At 69.5% G+C, this 15968-nt stretch carries 17 protein-coding genes; 5 read left to right on the top strand and 12 right to left on the bottom strand.

Annotation, left to right across the window (positions count from 1 at the left end):
* Window positions 1–35 precede the first annotated feature (35 nt).
* From IF04_RS0129420 to IF04_RS0129375, 10 genes are all read right to left on the bottom strand, one after another.
* On the bottom strand, window positions 36–587 hold the full coding sequence (locus IF04_RS0129420) for a TetR/AcrR family transcriptional regulator (RefSeq protein WP_030264524.1): 552 nt from the start codon (window positions 585–587) through the stop codon (window positions 36–38).
* The gene (locus IF04_RS0129415; protein ID WP_030264522.1) at window positions 587–907 is read right to left on the bottom strand and encodes a DMT family transporter; all 321 of its coding nucleotides are present in this window, start codon (window positions 905–907) and stop codon (window positions 587–589) included. The genes IF04_RS0129420 and IF04_RS0129415 overlap by 1 nt, the downstream gene beginning before the upstream one ends.
* 117 nt (window positions 908–1024) lie before the next feature.
* Entirely contained in the window at window positions 1025–1390 is a 366-nt protein-coding gene (locus IF04_RS0129410) for a metal-sulfur cluster assembly factor (protein WP_030264520.1), read from the bottom strand.
* Window positions 1387–1845 (bottom strand): Fe-S cluster assembly sulfur transfer protein SufU, encoded by a 459-nt coding sequence (gene sufU / locus IF04_RS0129405; protein WP_030264518.1) that lies wholly within the window; start codon window positions 1843–1845, stop codon window positions 1387–1389. Before sufU ends, IF04_RS0129410 begins: the two co-directional genes overlap by 4 nt.
* Window positions 1846–1865: 20 nt before the next feature.
* On the bottom strand, window positions 1866–3122 hold the full coding sequence (locus tag IF04_RS0129400; RefSeq protein WP_030264515.1) for a cysteine desulfurase: 1257 nt from the start codon (window positions 3120–3122) through the stop codon (window positions 1866–1868).
* Complete coding sequence (gene sufC, locus IF04_RS0129395; RefSeq protein WP_030264512.1) at window positions 3119–3883, bottom strand: Fe-S cluster assembly ATPase SufC; 765 nt, start codon at window positions 3881–3883, stop codon at window positions 3119–3121. Before sufC ends, IF04_RS0129400 begins: the two co-directional genes overlap by 4 nt.
* 7 nt (window positions 3884–3890) lie before the next feature.
* Window positions 3891–4214, bottom strand: a complete 324-nt coding sequence (locus IF04_RS0129390; RefSeq protein ID WP_030264508.1) for a bifunctional 3-phenylpropionate/cinnamic acid dioxygenase ferredoxin subunit — start codon at window positions 4212–4214, stop codon at window positions 3891–3893.
* Window positions 4211–5392 carry a Fe-S cluster assembly protein SufD gene (gene sufD / locus IF04_RS0129385; protein ID WP_030264505.1) on the bottom strand — a complete coding sequence of 394 codons (1182 nt, stop codon included), beginning with the start codon at window positions 5390–5392 and terminating at the stop codon, window positions 4211–4213. Before sufD ends, IF04_RS0129390 begins: the two co-directional genes overlap by 4 nt.
* Before the next feature lie 84 nt (window positions 5393–5476).
* A complete protein-coding gene (gene sufB / locus IF04_RS0129380; RefSeq protein ID WP_030264502.1) occupies window positions 5477–6898 on the bottom strand; it encodes a Fe-S cluster assembly protein SufB in 1422 nt (473 codons plus the stop codon).
* Complete coding sequence (locus tag IF04_RS0129375; RefSeq protein ID WP_030264499.1) at window positions 6895–7761, bottom strand: helix-turn-helix transcriptional regulator; 867 nt, start codon at window positions 7759–7761, stop codon at window positions 6895–6897. The genes sufB and IF04_RS0129375 overlap by 4 nt, the downstream gene beginning before the upstream one ends.
* A gap of 162 nt (window positions 7762–7923) precedes the next feature.
* Between IF04_RS0129375 and IF04_RS0129370 the strand changes: the two genes are divergently transcribed.
* The 3 genes from IF04_RS0129370 to IF04_RS0129360 all read left to right on the top strand — a co-directional run bounded on the left by IF04_RS0129370 (window position 7924) and on the right by IF04_RS0129360 (window position 10726).
* Complete coding sequence (locus IF04_RS0129370; protein ID WP_030264496.1) at window positions 7924–8886, top strand: ABC transporter ATP-binding protein; 963 nt, start codon at window positions 7924–7926, stop codon at window positions 8884–8886.
* Entirely contained in the window at window positions 8883–9674 is a 792-nt protein-coding gene (locus IF04_RS0129365) for an ABC transporter permease (RefSeq protein WP_030264492.1), read from the top strand. Before IF04_RS0129370 ends, IF04_RS0129365 begins: the two co-directional genes overlap by 4 nt.
* A gap of 62 nt (window positions 9675–9736) precedes the next feature.
* Entirely contained in the window at window positions 9737–10726 is a 990-nt protein-coding gene (locus IF04_RS0129360; RefSeq protein WP_030264488.1) for a COX15/CtaA family protein, read from the top strand.
* Between the two features lie 114 nt (window positions 10727–10840).
* On the opposite strand, the gene IF04_RS0129355 is transcribed toward IF04_RS0129360, so the two are convergent.
* Both IF04_RS0129355 and IF04_RS0129350 read right to left on the bottom strand, forming a co-directional pair.
* Window positions 10841–11188, bottom strand: coding sequence for a type 1 periplasmic-binding domain-containing protein (locus tag IF04_RS0129355; protein ID WP_030264484.1), 348 nt, complete (start codon window positions 11186–11188; stop codon window positions 10841–10843).
* Between the two features lie 114 nt (window positions 11189–11302).
* The gene (locus IF04_RS0129350) at window positions 11303–12265 is read right to left on the bottom strand and encodes a heme o synthase (protein ID WP_078600934.1); all 963 of its coding nucleotides are present in this window, start codon (window positions 12263–12265) and stop codon (window positions 11303–11305) included.
* A gap of 439 nt (window positions 12266–12704) precedes the next feature.
* Between IF04_RS0129350 and tkt the strand changes: the two genes are divergently transcribed.
* Window positions 12705–14810, top strand: coding sequence for a transketolase (gene tkt, locus IF04_RS0129345; RefSeq protein WP_030264481.1), 2106 nt, complete (start codon window positions 12705–12707; stop codon window positions 14808–14810).
* A 34-nt stretch (window positions 14811–14844) separates the two neighbouring features.
* The gene (tal, locus tag IF04_RS0129340) at window positions 14845–15963 is read left to right on the top strand and encodes a transaldolase (RefSeq protein WP_030264480.1); all 1119 of its coding nucleotides are present in this window, start codon (window positions 14845–14847) and stop codon (window positions 15961–15963) included.
* Window positions 15964–15968: the final 5 nt, after the last annotated feature.

Genomic DNA, 15968 nt, shown 5'->3' with positions numbered 1-15968 from the left:
CCTAACCGGCGCGCCCCCGGCCTGGCGAACCGGTCTCAGCGTTCGGCCGGGACGACCCGCGCCAGCTCCGCCCGGACCTCTTCCCGGTCGAAGGGCCGGTCGGTGAGCAGCACCTGCAGCAGCAGCCCGTCGATGAGCGCGCCGAGCGTACGGGCGGTGCCCAGGTCGTCCGTATAGCGCGCCAGCACCTCCAGGGTGCCGTCCAGCCACTCCTCCGCGACCGGCCGCAGCGCGGGCCGCCGCAGCGCCGCGAGGTACAGCTCGTACTCCATCCGCACCCGCCCGCGCCTGCTGTCGTCCATGTACGCCTGCAGCAGGTCGGCGATCCGGTCCGCGAGCGGCGCGTCCCGCTCCAGGTACTCCGTCCAGCTCTCCACCGAGGTCCCCGGCTCGCCGCACACCTGCCGCAACGCGGCCACCAGCAGATCGTCCAGGGACGCGAAGTGATACGTGGTGGACCCCAGCGGCACATCCGCCTCGGCCGCCACCACCCGGTGGCTGAGCGCCCCGATGCCCCGCTCCTCCGCGACGCGGATCGCCGCGTCGATGATCCGCTGCCGCCGCTCGGGGTCGTAGCGCCGCGGCATCAGTGCGCCCCGCCCAGGTTCAGCAGCACCACGCCACCGATGATCAGCGCGATCCCGATCAGCCGCGCCGCGTTCGCCGCCTCCCCGAGGAACAGCATCCCGATCGCCGCGATCACGGCGGTCCCGGCCCCCGACCAGATGGCGTACGTGGTCCCCACGCTCATCGTCTTCAGGGTCTGCGCGAGCAGCACGAAGGCGACCAGATACCCCGCCGCGGTCCCCAGCGAGGGCCACAGCTTCGTGAACCCCTCGCTGTACTTCATCGCCGTGGTGGCCAGCACCTCCACCAGTATCGCCGCACCAAGCGTCACATAGCCCATGCGTACGAGCGTACACAACGATGCGTACGGGCGTACACAACGCTGGGGCACGCACGAAACGGCCGTGCCCGCCAGGGACTCTGGCGGGCACGGCCGAATACGCGGAGACGAGTGGGCTCAGACGTTGAACCCCAGCGCGCGGAGCTGCTCGCGGCCGTCGTCGGTGATCTTGTCGGGGCCCCACGGGGGCATCCAGACCCAGTTGATCCGCAGCTCGTTGACGATGCCGTCCGTGGCGGACTTCGCCTGGTCCTCGATGACGTCGGTCAGCGGGCAGGCCGCCGAGGTGAGCGTCATGTCGATGGTGGCGATGTTGGCGTCGTCGATGTGGATGCCGTAGATCAGGCCCAGGTTGACGACGTCGATGCCCAGCTCGGGGTCGACGACGTCGTACAGGGCTTCGCGGACCTCTTCTTCGGAGGCCGGCTTGAGGGCCGCGGCGGGCGCCTCAGCGGTCTCCGCGGCGCTTGCGTTCTCGGTCATGCGGTCTTCGCCTCCTCGGAGAGGGCTTTGGCGGTCGCGTCCTTCCACGCCATCCAGCTCAGGAGGGCGCACTTGACGCGAGCGGGGTACTTGGAGACGCCGGCGAACGCGACCGCGTCCTCCAGCACCTCCTCCATGGCGTCGTCGGGCTCGATCTGGCCCTTGGACTGCATCAGCTCCAGGAAGGTCTCCTGGATCTGCTGCGCCTCGCCGAGCTCCTTGCCGACCAGGAGTTCATTGAGGACGGACGCGCTGGCCTGGCTGATGGAGCAGCCCTGGCCCTCGTACGACACGTCTTCAATGGTCGCGCCGTCCAGACGGACGCGCAGGGTGATCTCGTCGCCACAGGTCGGGTTGACGTGATGCACCTCGGCGTCGCCGTCCCGCAAGCCCCGGCCGTGCGGGTGCTTGTAGTGGTCCAGGATGACGTCCTGGTACATGGAATCCAGCTTCACGGGTCAGTCAGTCCTCGTCCTCATCCGAAGAAATTACGGACGTGCTCCAGGCCGGCGACCAGGGCGTCGACCTCGGCCGGGGTGGAGTACAGATAGAACGACGCTCGTGTCGTCGCAGGAATTCCGTACCGCAGGCAGACCGGGCGGGCGCAGTGGTGGCCGACGCGGACCGCGATGCCCTCCTCGTCGAGCACCTGCCCCACGTCGTGCGGGTGGATGTCACCGAGCGTGAAGGAGATCGCGGCGCCGCGGTCCTCGGCCGTGGTGGGGCCGATGATCCGCAGGTCGGGGACCTCCAGCAGCCGCTTCACGGCGTACTCGGTGAGCGCGTGCTCGTGCTCGGCGATCCGCTCCATGCCGATGGAGTTGAGGTAGTCCACCGCCGCGCCGAGGCCGACGGCCTGGGCGATCGGCGGCGTACCGGCCTCGAACTTGTGCGGCGCCGGAGCGTAGGTGGAGGAGCTCATCGAGACGGTCTCGATCATCTCGCCACCACCGAGGAACGGCGGCAGGTCCTCCAGCAGCTCCTGGCGGCCCCACAGGACGCCGATGCCGGTCGGGCCGCACATCTTGTGGCCGGTGAAGGCCACGAAATCGGCCTGGAGCGCCTGGACGTCCAGCGGCATGTGCGGCGCGGCCTGCGAGGCGTCGAAGACGACGAGCGCGCCGACGTCCTGCGCCTTGCGGACGATCGCCTCGACCGGGTTGACCGTGCCCATGAGGTTCGAGACCAGGGTCAGGGAGACGACCTTGGTCTTCTCCGTGATGATCTCGTCCATGTTGGAGAGGTCGAGCCGGCCGTCCTCGGTCAGCCCGAACCACTTCAGCTTCGCGCCCGTGCGCTGCGAGAGCAGCTGCCACGGCACGATGTTGGAGTGGTGCTCCATCTCCGTGATGACGATCTCGGTCTCGTGGTCCACGCGGTAGGGCTCGTCGGCCCAGCCCAGCATGTTCGCGACGAGATTGAGCGACTCCGAGGCGTTCTTGGTGAAGATCACCTCGTCGCGGCTCGGTGCGTTGATGAACTCGGCGACCTTGTCGCGAGCACCTTCGTACAGCGCCGTGGCCTCCTCGGCGAGCACGTGCACGCCCCGGTGGACATTGGCGTTGTAGCGTTCGTAGTACTCGCTCAGCACGTCGATGACCTGGCTGGGCGTCTGCGAGGTCGCGGCGCTGTCCAGGTAGACGAGCTTCTTCCCCTCATGGACCTCGCGGCCCAGGATCGGGAAGTCCTTACGGATCGCCTCTGTGTCGAGGAGGCCCGGCAGCTGTGTCACGCGGTAGCGCCACCCTTCACGTATGCCTCGTAGCCCTCGGCCTCCAGCTTGTCGGCCAGCTCGGCGCCGCCGGACTCGGCGATCCGCCCGTTGGCGAAGACGTGCACGAAGTCGGGCTTGATGTAGCGGAGAATCCGCGTGTAGTGGGTGATCAGCAGGGTGCCGACCTCACCGGACTCGCGGACCCGGTTGACGCCCTCGGAGACGATGCGCAGCGCGTCGACGTCCAGGCCGGAGTCGGTCTCGTCGAGGATCGCGATCTTCGGCTTGAGCAGCTCCAGCTGGAGGATCTCGTGGCGCTTCTTCTCACCGCCGGAGAAGCCCTCGTTGACGTTGCGCTCGGCGAACGCCGGGTCCATGTTGAGGCGCTCCATGGCCTCCTTGACCTCCTTGACCCACAGCCGCAGCTTGGGGGCCTCGCCGCGGATCGCGGTGGCGGAGGTGCGCAGGAAGTTGGAGACGGAGACGCCGGGGACCTCGACCGGGTACTGCATGGCGAGGAAGACGCCGGCGCGGGCGCGCTCGTCGACGGACATCTCCAGGACGTCCTCGCCGTCGAGGGTGACGGTGCCGCCGGTGATCGTGTACTTGGGGTGACCCGCGAGGGAGTACGCGAGGGTGGACTTGCCGGAGCCGTTGGGGCCCATGATGGCGTGCGTCTCGCCCTGCTTCACGGTCAGGTCGACGCCCTTAAGGATCTCGCGCGGGCCGTTCTCGGCCTCGACGGAGACGTGCAGGTCGTGAATCTCAAGCGTTGCCATGGGGAACTCAGGACTCCTGGGTGACGGAGACGAGCACGTCGTCCCCTTCGATCTTTACGGGGTATACGGGGACGGGCTGCGTCGCGGGAAGGCCGGACGGCTTGCCGGTGCGGAGGTCGAAGCTGGAGCCGTGCAGCCAGCACTCGATGGAGCAGTCCTCCACCTCGCCCTCCGAGAGGGAGACGTTCGCGTGCGAGCAGATGTCGTTGATCGCGAACACCTCGCCCTCGGTACGGACGACCGAGACCGGGGTGCCGTCGAGCTCGACCCGCTTGGGGGTGTCTTCCTCGAGCTCGCTCAGCCCACAGGCTCGTACGAAGGTGGCGGTCATGCTACGGACGCCTCCAGCTCGGCATCGATCTTGGTGAGGAGGCGCTCCTCGACGTCCGGCAGGCCGATCTGCTGGACCAGCTCGGCGAAGAAGCCGCGGACCACCAGGCGACGGGCCTCCTCGGCGGGGATGCCGCGGGCCATCAGGTAGAAGAGCTGCTCGTCGTCGAAGCGGCCGGTCGCCGAGGCGTGGCCGGCGCCGACGATCTCGCCGGTCTCGATCTCCAGGTTCGGCACCGAGTCCACCCGCGCGCCGTCCGTGAGGACGAGGTTGCGGTTGAGCTCGTAGGTGTCCGTACCGGTGGCCGCGGCGCGGATGAGGACGTCGCCGATCCAGACGGCGTGCGCGTCCTGGCCCTGGAGGGCGCCCTTGTAGACGACGTTGGAGCGGCAGTTGGTCGCCTCGTGGTCGACGAAGAGACGGTGCTCCTGGTGCTGGCCGTTGTCGGTGAAGTACAGGCCGTAGAACTCGGCCTCGCCACCGGGACCGGCGTAGGTCACGCGCGGGTTCAGCCGGACCAGGTCGCCGCCGAAGGTGACGATCACGGACTTGAAGGACGCGTCGCGGCCGACCAGGGCGTTGTGCTGGCCGGCGTGGACCGCGCTGTCGTCCCAGTCCTGGACCGAGACGACGGTCAGCTTGGCGCCGTCGCCGAGGAGGTAGTCGACGTTGGCGGCGAGCGTGGCGTCACCGGTGTGGTCGATGACGACGACGGCCTCGGCGAAGGCTCCCAGCTCGATGACCTGGTGGCCGTAGGCGACCCCGCCCTCGCCGTGGACGGCGATGCGGATGGGCTCGCTGAGCACGGTCTCCTTGGGCACGGAGACCACGGACGCCTTCTCGAAGGAGCTGTAGGCCTGCGCGGCGACCCGGTCGATGGGCTTGCCGGCCTTGCCGACGCGGGCGTCATCGCGGTCCGCGGTCTCGACCGTCACGCCCTCGGGCGCGTTGATCTCGACCGAGACGCCGCCGGTGGCGGTGGCGGTGCCGTCGTGGAGGCCCTTCAGGCGCTCCAGCGGCGTGAAGCGCCACTCCTCCTCGCGGCCGTGCGGCACGGGGAAGTCCGCCACGTCGTAGGACGGCGGGGCGCTCATCCGGGTGGCGACGGTGGACTCGGCGGCCACCGCGATCGAGCCGGCGGTGGAGGACCCTGCCGGGATGTTCTGAGCCTCAGCCATGGCTGTCGTAGTGCTCACTTTCTAGGTCAAGAAGTTTGCTGCGGGACGGAAGGGGCCGGGCTGCCCGGCCCCCGGGGCGGTCGGTCAGCCGACCGAGCCCTCCATCTGCAGCTCGATCAGCCGGTTGAGCTCCAGCGCGTACTCCATGGGCAGCTCACGGGCGATGGGCTCCACGAAGCCGCGCACGATCATCGCCATGGCCTCGTCCTCGGAGAGGCCGCGCGCCATCAGGTAGAAGAGCTGGTCCTCACTGACCTTGGAGACGGTCGCCTCGTGGCCCATGGACACGTCGTCCTCGCGGACGTCCACATAGGGGTAGGTGTCCGAGCGGGAGATGGTGTCCACCAGCAGGGCGTCGCACAGCACGTTGGACTTGGAGCCCGCCGCGCCCTCGCCGATCTCGACCAGGCCGCGGTAAGAGGTCCGGCCGCCGCCTCGCGCCACCGACTTGGAGACGATGTTGGAGGAGGTGTTCGGCGCCATGTGGACCATCTTGGAGCCGGCGTCCTGGTGCTGGCCCTCGCCCGCGAAGGCGATGGACAGCGTCTCGCCCTTGGCGTGCTCGCCCATCAGGTAGACGGCCGGGTACTTCATCGTCACCTTGGAGCCGAGGTTGCCGTCGACCCACTCCATGGTCGCGCCCTCGTAGGCCACGGCACGCTTGGTGACCAGGTTGTAGACGTTGTTCGACCAGTTCTGGATCGTCGTGTAGCGGCAGCGGCCGCCCTTCTTCACGATGATCTCCACGACGGCCGAGTGCAGCGAGTCCGACTTGTAGATCGGCGCCGTGCAGCCCTCGACGTAGTGGACGTAGGCGTCCTCGTCGACGATGATCAGCGTCCGCTCGAACTGGCCCATGTTCTCGGTGTTGATCCGGAAGTAGGCCTGCAGCGGGATGTCGACGTGCACGCCCGGGGGCACGTAGATGAACGAGCCGCCGGACCACACCGCGGTGTTCAGCGAGGCGAACTTGTTGTCACCCGCCGGGATCACCGTGCCGAAGTACTCCTTGAAGAGCTCCGGGTGCTCCTTGAGCGCGGTGTCGGTGTCCAGGAACAGGACGCCCTGCTCCTCCAGGTCCTCGCGGATCTGGTGGTAGACGACCTCGGACTCGTACTGGGCGGCGACGCCGGCGACCAGGCGCTGCTTCTCCGCCTCCGGGATGCCGAGCTTGTCGTAGGTGTTCTTGATGTCCTCGGGCAGCTCCTCCCAGGAAGCCGCCTGCTGCTCGGTGGAGCGGACGAAGTACTTGATGTTGTCGAAGTCGATGCCGGAGAGGTCCGAGCCCCAGTTCGGCATGGGCTTCTTACCGAAGAGCTTCAGGCCCTTCAGACGGAGCTTGAGCATCCACTCCGGCTCGTTCTTCTTCGCCGAGATGTCGCGGACGACGTCCTCGGAGAGGCCGCGCTTGGCGGAAGCGCCGGCGACGTCGGAGTCGGCCCAGCCGTATTCGTACTTGCCCAGACCCTCGAGCTCAGGGTGAGCAGTCTCCGTGGGGAGCGTCATGCGGGGTTCCTCCCGGCCGTGCTTGCAGATGCTGTGGTGGTCTTTGTGGTGCGGTGGTCGGCCTTGCCGGTGGCCTTCGTCGCCCTGGGAGGGCCCTGGGCCTTGGGGGTGCCCTGGGCGGTCGCCTTGGGTACGAAGGTCGTGCAGACACCGTCGCCGTGGGCGATGGTGGCAAGACGCTGCACATGGGTCCCGAGCAGGCGCGAGAAGACCTCGGTCTCCGCCTCGCACAGCTGAGGGAACTGCTCGGCCACATGGGCGACCGGGCAGTGGTGCTGGCAGAGCTGTTCACCTTGTTGCAGGTGGGGGGCGCTGCGCGCCGTAGCAGCGTACCCGTCCGCGGTCAACGCCTTCGCAAGGGCTGCCGTGCGGTCCTCGGGGGACGCGGCCTCGACCGCCGAGCGGTACTCCGCCGCCTGGGCCTCCAGCCGGGCGCGGGCGAACTCGGCGACCGCGGCCTCGCCGCGCTCACCACCGCCCGCGGCCTGCGCGATCCAGCGCAGGGCGTCGGAGGCCAGGCTGTCGTATGCCTGGTCGAAGGCGTCCCGGCCGCAGTCGGTCAGCGCGAACGCCTTGGCGGGGCGGCCCCGGGAGCGCGCGCCGTACACCCGCTTCTCGCGGGGCTCCACTACGCCCTCGGCCACGAGGGCGTCGAGATGGCGACGGACGGCGGCCTGGGTCAGCTCCAGCCGCTCCGCCAGCTCGGCGGCGGTGGAGGGGCCGTGGTCCAGGATGGAGCGCGCCACGCGGTTCCGCGTGCCGTGCGCCTCGTCCTGGGCGGTGACCTGCGCGGAGGCGGAGGTCACCGGCCCGGCGGCCGGAGTGGCCACGGGTACCTGTCGGTCCTCGCTCGCGTATTTCACAACGACATTGTTGCGTAATTCTTCAGACCAGGACAAGCCTCGCAGGGAGCCGGGCCTGGTGGCCTCTATCACTTAGGGGAACCTAAGTGCAAGGCCGCTCGGCGTCAGGTACTCGGGAGCCCCCGTGGGAGCGGAGGGGTGTCCCTTCGTAGACTGCCGGTCATGCGCAGCACCTCCCCGGGGGACGTTCCCCGGACCCCCGGGCGCGAGCCCGCCGTCGAGGTCACGGGCCTGGTCAAGCGGTACGGGACCAAGACCGCCGTTAACGGGCTCGACCTCACCGTCACCCGCGGCACCGTCACCGCCGTCCTCGGCCCGAACGGCGCCGGCAAGACCACCACCGTCGAGACCTGCGAGGGCTACCGCCGCGCCGACGCCGGCACCGTCCGCGTCCTCGGCCTGGACCCCGTCGCCGACGCCGCCGCGCTGCGCCCCCGTATCGGCGTGATGCTGCAGTCGGGTGGTGTGTACGCGGGCGCCCGCGCCGAGGAGATGCTGCGGCACACCGCGTCCCTGCACGCCCACCCCGTCGACGTGGACGTCCTGATCGAGCGGCTGGGCCTGGGGTCCTGCGGTCGTACCACCTACCGGCGGCTCTCCGGCGGCCAGCAGCAGCGCCTGGCGCTCGCCATGGCCGTCGTCGGCCGCCCCGAGCTGGTCTTCCTGGACGAGCCGACCGCGGGCCTGGACCCGCAGGCCCGCCGCGCCACCTGGGACCTCGTGCGCGAGCTCCGTACGGACGGCGTCAGCGTGGTGCTGACGACGCACTTCATGGACGAGGCCGAGCAGCTCGCCGACGATGTCGCGATCATCGACGGGGGCCGGGTCATCGCCCAGGGGAGCCCCGAGTCGCTGTGCAAGGGGGGCGCGGAGAACACCCTGCGCTTCACGGGGCGGCCGGGCCTGGACCTCGCCTCGCTCCTGAAGGCGCTGCCGGCCGACTGCGCGGCGGCCGAGCTGACGCCCGGCGCGTACCGGGTCAACGGCACGATCGACCCGCAGCTGCTGGCCACCGTCACCTCCTGGTGCGCGCAGAACGGCGTGCTGCCGGACCGCATAGCGGTCGAGCGGCACACCCTGGAGGACGTCTTCTTGGAGCTCACGGGTAAGGAGCTGCGCGCATGAGTGCGACCACGGGTGTGTTCACCCCGAAGCCGGGCGCGGCGCCGCTCTCCCGGATGATCCGCGCGCAGGCCCTCCTCGAGACGAAGATGCTGCTGCGCAACGGGGAGCAGCTGCTGCTCACCGTGGTCATCCCGACGCTCCTCCTGGTGCTGTTCTCCGCCGTCGACATCGTCGCTGTGCCTACGGAAACAGCGGGCGGGTCCGGCAAGGCCGTGGACTTCCTCGCCCCCGGCATCCTCGCGCTCGCCGTGATGTCCACCGCCTTCACCGGGCAGGCCATCGCCACCGGGTTCGAGCGGCGCTACGGGGTGCTCAAGCGGCTCGGTGCCTCGCCGCTCCCCCGCTGGGCCCTGATGACCGCCAAGACCTGCTCCGTGCTGGTCACGGAGGTCCTGCAGATCGTCCTGCTGACCGTGGTCGCCTTCGCGCTCGGCTGGTCGCCGCACGGCAACCCCGTCTGGGTCGTGCTGCTGCTGATCCTCGGTACCGCGGCCTTCTCCGGCCTCGGCCTCCTGATGGCCGGCACGCTCAAGGCCGAGGCCACGCTCGCCGCGGCCAACCTGGTCTTCCTGCTCCTGCTGGTCGGCGGCGGCGTCATCGTGCCGCTGGAGAGGTTCCCCGGCGTCCTGCAGGACGTACTGCAGCTGCTGCCGATCTCGGCCCTCTCGGACGGGCTGCGCGACGTCCTCCAGCACGGCGCGGGCCTCCCCTGGGCGGACCTCGGCATCCTCGCGGTATGGACGGTACTGGGGCTGGGCGCGGCGGCGCGGTTCTTCCGCTGGGAGTGAGCCGGACGGCCTCCCGGACCCCCTCGTGAAAATCCGCACAAGCCTCCGCATAGCATGACCCCGTGCCGAATTCGCTGAATCCCCTGGAGCAGATCGCCCGTCGCTGGCAGCCGTCGGCTGCCTTCGTGCGACGTGCCGCGCTCGCCACGGTTGTCATGGCCGTCGTCATCGTCGTGACTGGCGGCGCGGTCCGGCTCACCCAGTCGGGTCTGGGCTGCTCCACGTGGCCCCAGTGCACCCCCGGAAGCCTCACGCCGACCCACGAGATGGGCATCAACGGCATCATCGAGTTCGGCAACCGCCTGCTCACCTACGTGCTGTGCGCGGTCATCGGCCTCTTCATCATCGCCGCCCGCGCCCGGCACCCCCGGCGCCGCTCGCTCACCCGGCTCGGCTGGGCGCAGTTCTGGGTGGTCATGGGCAACGCCGTGGTCGGCGGCATCACCGTACTGACGGGCCTGAACCCGTACATCGTCAGCGCGCACTTCCTGGTGTCGACGGCGCTGCTCACGGTGGCGGTGCTCTCGTGGCGGCGGGCCTCCGAGGGCGACGCGGAGCCGCGGGACCTGGTCGCCCGGCCGGTCCGCCAGCTCTCCTGGCTGCTGGTGCTGGCCACCGCCGCACTGACCCTGATCGGCACGGTCGTCACCGGCGCCGGTCCGCACGCGGGTGACGCGCGCAAGGTGCACCGCATCCCGCTGGACTGGCAGGAGATCACCCAGCTCCACGTGGACTTCGTGTACATCGTGGTCGGCCTGAGCGTCGCCCTGTGGTTCACGCTGCGTGCGGTCAAGGCTCCCGCGGCGCCGCGCCGGATGCTCCTGGAGCTCTTCGGCTGCCTCGCCTTCCAGGGCGTCATCGGCTACGTGCAGTACTTCCTGCACCTGCCGGAGCTGGTCGTCGGCATCCACATGTTCGGCTCGACGCTGGTGTGGATCTGCGTGCTGCGGGTCTTCCTCTCGCTGCGCGAGCGCGGCCCGCTGGCGGCCGTTCCGGCCCCCGCCGGGGACCAGGAGCCCACCGACGCTCCCAAGGCCGCCACGGCGGTCTGAGGCGCCTCCCGGCCCCTTCCCCGCAAACGCCCCCGCCGACTTCGCTTCACACAAAAGCCTGCCGGCCACGGTCCGAGGACCGTGGCCGGCAGGCTTTACGCATGCGGTCCGCCGTCAGTCGTTGGACGGCCCGCCCAGCTGGAGCCCCGCCATCCGCGACCACTCGTAGCGGCCGGTGCGCACCTTGGCGGCCAGCTCGCCGTCGAAGTCGTCGTGCAGGGTGATGCCCGCCTTCTCGGCGCCCTTCTTGGCGGCTTCGTACGAGCGGGCGACGAGGTTGCCCCACTCACCGTTGGCGCCGACCAGGGCGACCCGGGTCCGGCCCCGGCCTATGTGCGCCAACTGGCCCTCGGCGCTGCCGCCGTGGCTCCTGGCGAAAGCCTGCATCTCCCGGGCGAGCTTGGCGGCCTGCTTCTCGGAGCGCTTGTCCAGCCGCTCGTCCGCCTGCGTGGTCTCTGACATGGCCGCATGCTACCGACCGGTAAACGCCGCACGGAAGAAGGCCGCCGTGACCTCCCGTATGGGATCGGTCACGACGGCCTTCGGAAGTGCGGTGGGCTGCGCCCGTATGCGGGCTCAGCGCAGGAAGGGATCGACCGCCACGGCCACGAAGAGCAGCGACACGTAGGTGATCGACCAGTGGAAGAGCCGCATCTCCTTGAGCTTGGCGCCCGTGATCTCGGCCTTGGCGCGGGCCTGCAGGCCGTGCGCCTCCTTCAGCCAGAAGGCACCGCACAGGACCGCGACCACCGTGTAGAACCAGCCGGTGTAGCCCAGCGGCTGCAGCAGCAGCGACACGCCGACCATCACCCAGCTGTAGAGCACGATCTGCCGCGCGACGACCTTGTTCGAGGCGAGGACGGGGAGCATCGGCACGCCGACGCGCGCGTAGTCCTCCTTCACCTTCATGGACAGCGGCCAGTAGTGCGGCGGCGTCCAGAAGAACATCACCAGGAAGAGGATGATCGGCGCCCAGGACATCGAGTTGGTCACCGAGGACCAGCCGATGAGGACCGGCAGACAGCCGGCGATGCCGCCCCAGACGATGTTCTGCGAGGTGCGGCGCTTCAGGATCATCGTGTAGACGACCACGTAGAACAGCAGTGCGCCCAGCGAGAGCCACGCGGACAGCCAATTGACGGTCAGTCCGAAGAGCAGCGTGGAGATCACCGCGAGCGAGATGCCGAAGACCAGGCACTCGCGCGGGCTGACCATTCCGGTGACCAGCGGCCGCTGCGACGTGCGGTCCATCAGCGCGTCGATGTCGCGGTCGATGTACATGTTCAGCGCGTTGGCGCCGCCGGCCGAGAGGTAGCCGCCGACGCAGGTGAGGAGCACCAGCGTCAGGTCGGGCACGCCCTGCTCGGCGAGGAACATCACCGGAACGGTCGTGATGAGCAGCAGCTCGATGATCCGCGGCTTGGTCAGCGCCACGAATGCCTTGAGCCGGGCCCCGAACGGCCGGTCACCGGGACCGGAGCTCCCTGCGCTTACAGGAAGCGCCCCCGCAGGACGGGATTCGACGGCCGTCACGCACACCCCTGGAAGTAACTTCTGCGGCTGGCGCCGCGGAGATAAAGGCCAGCAAGCACATTCGGGCAGTGAAGGCCCGGTGAAGACTTGCGCGTACCACGCCACTCTAGACGTTGGGGATAGCGCGATCTTCGCGGGGGTGGGTTCGTGTTGGCGCGGCACCGGCCGGGAGGAATCGCACCCGAGTGCCCGGACACGCGGACGTTCAGCGGGCGAAAGGGGGCGCCGGACGGCAGTCTGAACCCAGCGCCGATACCCGCTGTCTCCTGGGCGTTCACCTGCTCATTCGGGCGCTCGTTCGGGGGTCTGAAAACTCATGTGTTGCAGGTGACGGCAAGCGGGGTTCCGGCGGAAAAATGCGGCTCCCGCGAAGGTAGGCTCGACAGCGTCCGAGGGCATTTCCGACCCCCGGCATTCGACATGTGGAGAGGAGCCCTGACCCAGGGTGAGCACCAAGCCGACCACCACAGGTCTTGAGTGGACCGATCTGGACCAGCGGGCCGTCGATACCGTCCGCGTTCTGGCCATGGATTCCGTGCAGAAGGTCGGTAACGGCCACCCGGGCACGGCCATGAGCCTCGCTCCTGCCGCCTACACCCTTTTCCAGAAGGTCATGCGGCACGACCCCGCCGACCCGGACTGGACCGGCCGTGACCGGTTCGTGCTGTCCGCCGGCCACTCGTCCCTGACCCTCTACATCCAGCTCTACCTGGCCGGTTTCGGCCTGGAGCTGGAGGACTTGATGGCCTTCCGCACCTGGGGTTCCAAGACCCCGGGCCACCCGGAGTACGGCCACACCGTGGGTGTCGAGACCACCACCGGCCCGCTGGGCCAGGGCGTGGCCAACGCAGTGGGCATGGCGATGGCCGCCCGGTACGAGCGCGGCCTGTTCGACCCGGACGCCGCTCCCGGCACCTCGCCGTTCGACCACCACATCTACGCCATCGCCGGTGACGGCTGCCTCCAGGAGGGCATCTCCGCCGAGGCGTCGTCCATGGCCGGGCACCAGAAGCTCGGCAACCTGATCATGCTGTGGGACGACAACCACATCTCGATCGAGGGCGACACCGAGACGGCGATCTCCGAGGACACCGTCAAGCGGTACGAGGCGTACGGCTGGCACGTCCAGCGCGTGGAGCCGAAGGAGAACGGCGACCTCGACCCCGAGGCGCTGTACGCGGCGATCGAGGCGGCCAAGGCCGAGACCGAGCGCCCGTCCTTCATCGCGATGCGTTCGATCATCGCCTGGCCGGCCCCGAACGCCCAGAACACCGAGGCCGCGCACGGCTCGGCGCTCGGCGGCGAGGAGGTCGCGGCCACCAAGCGCGTCCTCGGCTTCGACCCCGAGAAGGACTTCGAGGTCGCCGACGAGGTTCTGTCGCACACCCGTGCGCTGCAGGACCGCGCGCGTGACGCCAAGGCCGAGTGGGAGAAGTCCTTCGGCGAGTGGCGGACCGCCAACCCCGAGCGCGCGCAGGAGTTCGAGCGCATCCGCGCCGGCAAGCTGCCGGCCGGCTGGGAGGACCAGCTCCCCTGCTTCGAGACCGGCAAGGCGGTCGCCACCCGCGCGGCCTCCGGCAAGGTCCTGCAGGCGCTGGGCGGCGTGATCCCCGAGCTGTGGGGCGGCTCCGCCGACCTCGCCGGCTCGAACAACACCACCATCGACAAGAACTCCTCGTTCCTGCCGGTGGGCAACCCGCTGCCGGAGGCCGACCCGTACGGCCGCACGATCCACTACGGCATCCGCGAGCACTCCATGGCCGCGGAGATGAACGGCATCGCGCTGCACGGCAACACCCGCATCTACGGCGGCACCTTCCTGGTGTTCTCCGACTACATGCGCAACGCCGTGCGCCTCTCGGCCCTGATGCACCTGCCGGTCACCTACGTGTGGACGCACGACTCGATCGGTCTCGGCGAGGACGGCCCGACCCACCAGCCGGTGGAGCACCTGGCCTCGCTGCGCGCCATCCCCGGCCTCAACGTCGTCCGCCCGGCGGACGCCAACGAGACCGCGCTGGCCTGGGCCGAGATCAACAAGCGCTGGACCAAGGAGTACGGCAAGGGCGCCCCGCACGGCCTGGCGCTGACCCGTCAGGGCGTGCCGACCTACGAGCCCAACGCCGAGGGTGTCTCCAAGGGCGGTTACGTCCTGTTCGACGCCGAAACGGCCGACGGTCAGAGCGCTGCGCCGCAGGCGGTGCTGATCGCCACCGGCTCCGAGGTGCACCTCGCGGTCGAGGCGCGTGAGCAGCTGCAGGCCGCGGGCGTCCCGACGCGCGTCGTCTCGATGCCGTGCGTCGAGTGGTTCGAGGAGCAGGACCAGGCGTACAAGGACAGCGTCCTGCCGCCGGCCGTCAAGGCACGCGTGGCCGTCGAGGCGGGCATCGGCCTGACCTGGCACAAGTACGTGGGCGACGCCGGCCGCATCGTCTCGCTGGAGCACTTCGGTGCCTCCGCGGACGGCAAGGTCCTCTTCCGCGAGTTCGGCTTCACGCCCGAGAACGTGGCCGCCGCCGCGCGGGAATCGATCGACGCCGCCGCGCGCTGACGTCCATAGACGACAAGTAGGAGATGCAATTCCCATGACAGACGCACTCAAGCGCCTTTCCGACGAAGGCGTTGCGATCTGGCTGGACGACCTGTCGCGCAAGCGCATCACGTCCGGCAACCTCGCCGAGCTGATCGACCAGAGCCACGTGGTGGGTGTCACCACCAACCCGTCGATCTTCCAGAAGGCGATCTCCTCGGGTGACGGCTACGAGCAGCAGGTCTCCGACCTCGCGGCCCGGAAGGTCACCGTCGAGGAGGCCATCCGCATGATCACCACCGCCGACGTGCGGGACGCGGCCGACATCCTGCGGCCGGTCTTCGACGCGACCGGCGGCCAGGACGGCCGGGTCTCCATCGAGGTCGACCCGCGCCTGGCGCACAACACCAAGGCGACCGTGGCCGAGGCCAAGCAGCTGGCCTGGCTGGTGGACCGCCCGAACACGCTCATCAAGATCCCGGCGACCAAGGCGGGCCTGCCCGCGATCACCGAGGTCATCGGCAAGGGCATCAGCGTCAACGTCACGCTGATCTTCTCGCTGGAGCGCTACCGCGAGGTCATGGACGCCTACATCGCGGGTCTGGAGAAGGCCAAGGCCGCCGGCCTGGAGCTGGGCAAGATCCACTCCGTGGCGTCCTTCTTCGTGTCCCGCGTGGACACCGAGATCGACAAGCGCCTGGACGCCGTCGGCACCGACGACGCCAAGGCCCTCAAGGGCAAGTCGGCCCTCGCCAACGCCCGCCTGGCCTACCAGGCGTTCGAGGAGGTCTTCGCCGGCGAGCGCTGGGCCGCCCTGGACAAGGCCGGCGCCAACAAGCAGCGTCCGCTGTGGGCCTCGACCGGCGTGAAGGACCCGTCCCTCAAGGACACCCTGTACGTCGACGACCTGGTCGCCCCGGGCACGGTCAACACCATGCCGGAGGCCACCCTGGAGGCCGTCGCCGACCACGGTGAGGTCACCGGCAACACCATCGCCGGCAAGTACGAGGCGGCCAAGGCCGACCTCGACGCGGTGGCGAAGGCCGGCGTCTCGTACGACGAGGTCGTCCAGCTCCTCGAGGACGAGGGCGTCGACAAGTTCGAGGCGGCCTGGAACGACCTGCTCAAGTCGACCGAGGCCGAGCTGAAGCGCCTCGCTCCTTCGGAGGGCTGAGACTC

Origin of the sequence: Streptomyces violens, assembly GCF_000717745.1 — a bacterium.
GTDB classification, from domain to species: Bacteria; Actinomycetota; Actinomycetes; order Streptomycetales; family Streptomycetaceae; genus Streptomyces; species Streptomyces violens.
The sequence above is the reverse complement of the archived record's forward strand: the minus strand, read 5'-3'. Positions and strand labels throughout refer to the sequence as shown.

What these genes read in the sequence shown, in the direction of transcription:
- IF04_RS0129420 (WP_030264524.1), bottom strand. Translation starts at nt 587, where the DNA reads ATGCCGCGGCGCTACGACCCCGAGCGGCGGCAGCGGATCATCGACGCG.
- sufC (WP_030264512.1), bottom strand. Translation starts at nt 3,883, where the DNA reads ATGGCAACGCTTGAGATTCACGACCTGCACGTCTCCGTCGAGGCCGAG.
- IF04_RS0129390 (WP_030264508.1), bottom strand. Translation starts at nt 4,214, where the DNA reads ATGACCGCCACCTTCGTACGAGCCTGTGGGCTGAGCGAGCTCGAGGAA.
- IF04_RS0129370 (WP_030264496.1), top strand. Translation starts at nt 7,924, where the DNA reads ATGCGCAGCACCTCCCCGGGGGACGTTCCCCGGACCCCCGGGCGCGAG.
- tal (WP_030264480.1), top strand. Translation starts at nt 14,845, where the DNA reads ATGACAGACGCACTCAAGCGCCTTTCCGACGAAGGCGTTGCGATCTGG.
- IF04_RS0129355 (WP_030264484.1), bottom strand. Translation starts at nt 11,188, where the DNA reads ATGTCAGAGACCACGCAGGCGGACGAGCGGCTGGACAAGCGCTCCGAG.
- IF04_RS0129410 (WP_030264520.1), bottom strand. Translation starts at nt 1,390, where the DNA reads ATGACCGAGAACGCAAGCGCCGCGGAGACCGCTGAGGCGCCCGCCGCG.
- IF04_RS0129365 (WP_030264492.1), top strand. Translation starts at nt 8,883, where the DNA reads ATGAGTGCGACCACGGGTGTGTTCACCCCGAAGCCGGGCGCGGCGCCG.
- sufB (WP_030264502.1), bottom strand. Translation starts at nt 6,898, where the DNA reads ATGACGCTCCCCACGGAGACTGCTCACCCTGAGCTCGAGGGTCTGGGC.
- sufD (WP_030264505.1), bottom strand. Translation starts at nt 5,392, where the DNA reads ATGGCTGAGGCTCAGAACATCCCGGCAGGGTCCTCCACCGCCGGCTCG.
- IF04_RS0129415 (WP_030264522.1), bottom strand. Translation starts at nt 907, where the DNA reads ATGGGCTATGTGACGCTTGGTGCGGCGATACTGGTGGAGGTGCTGGCC.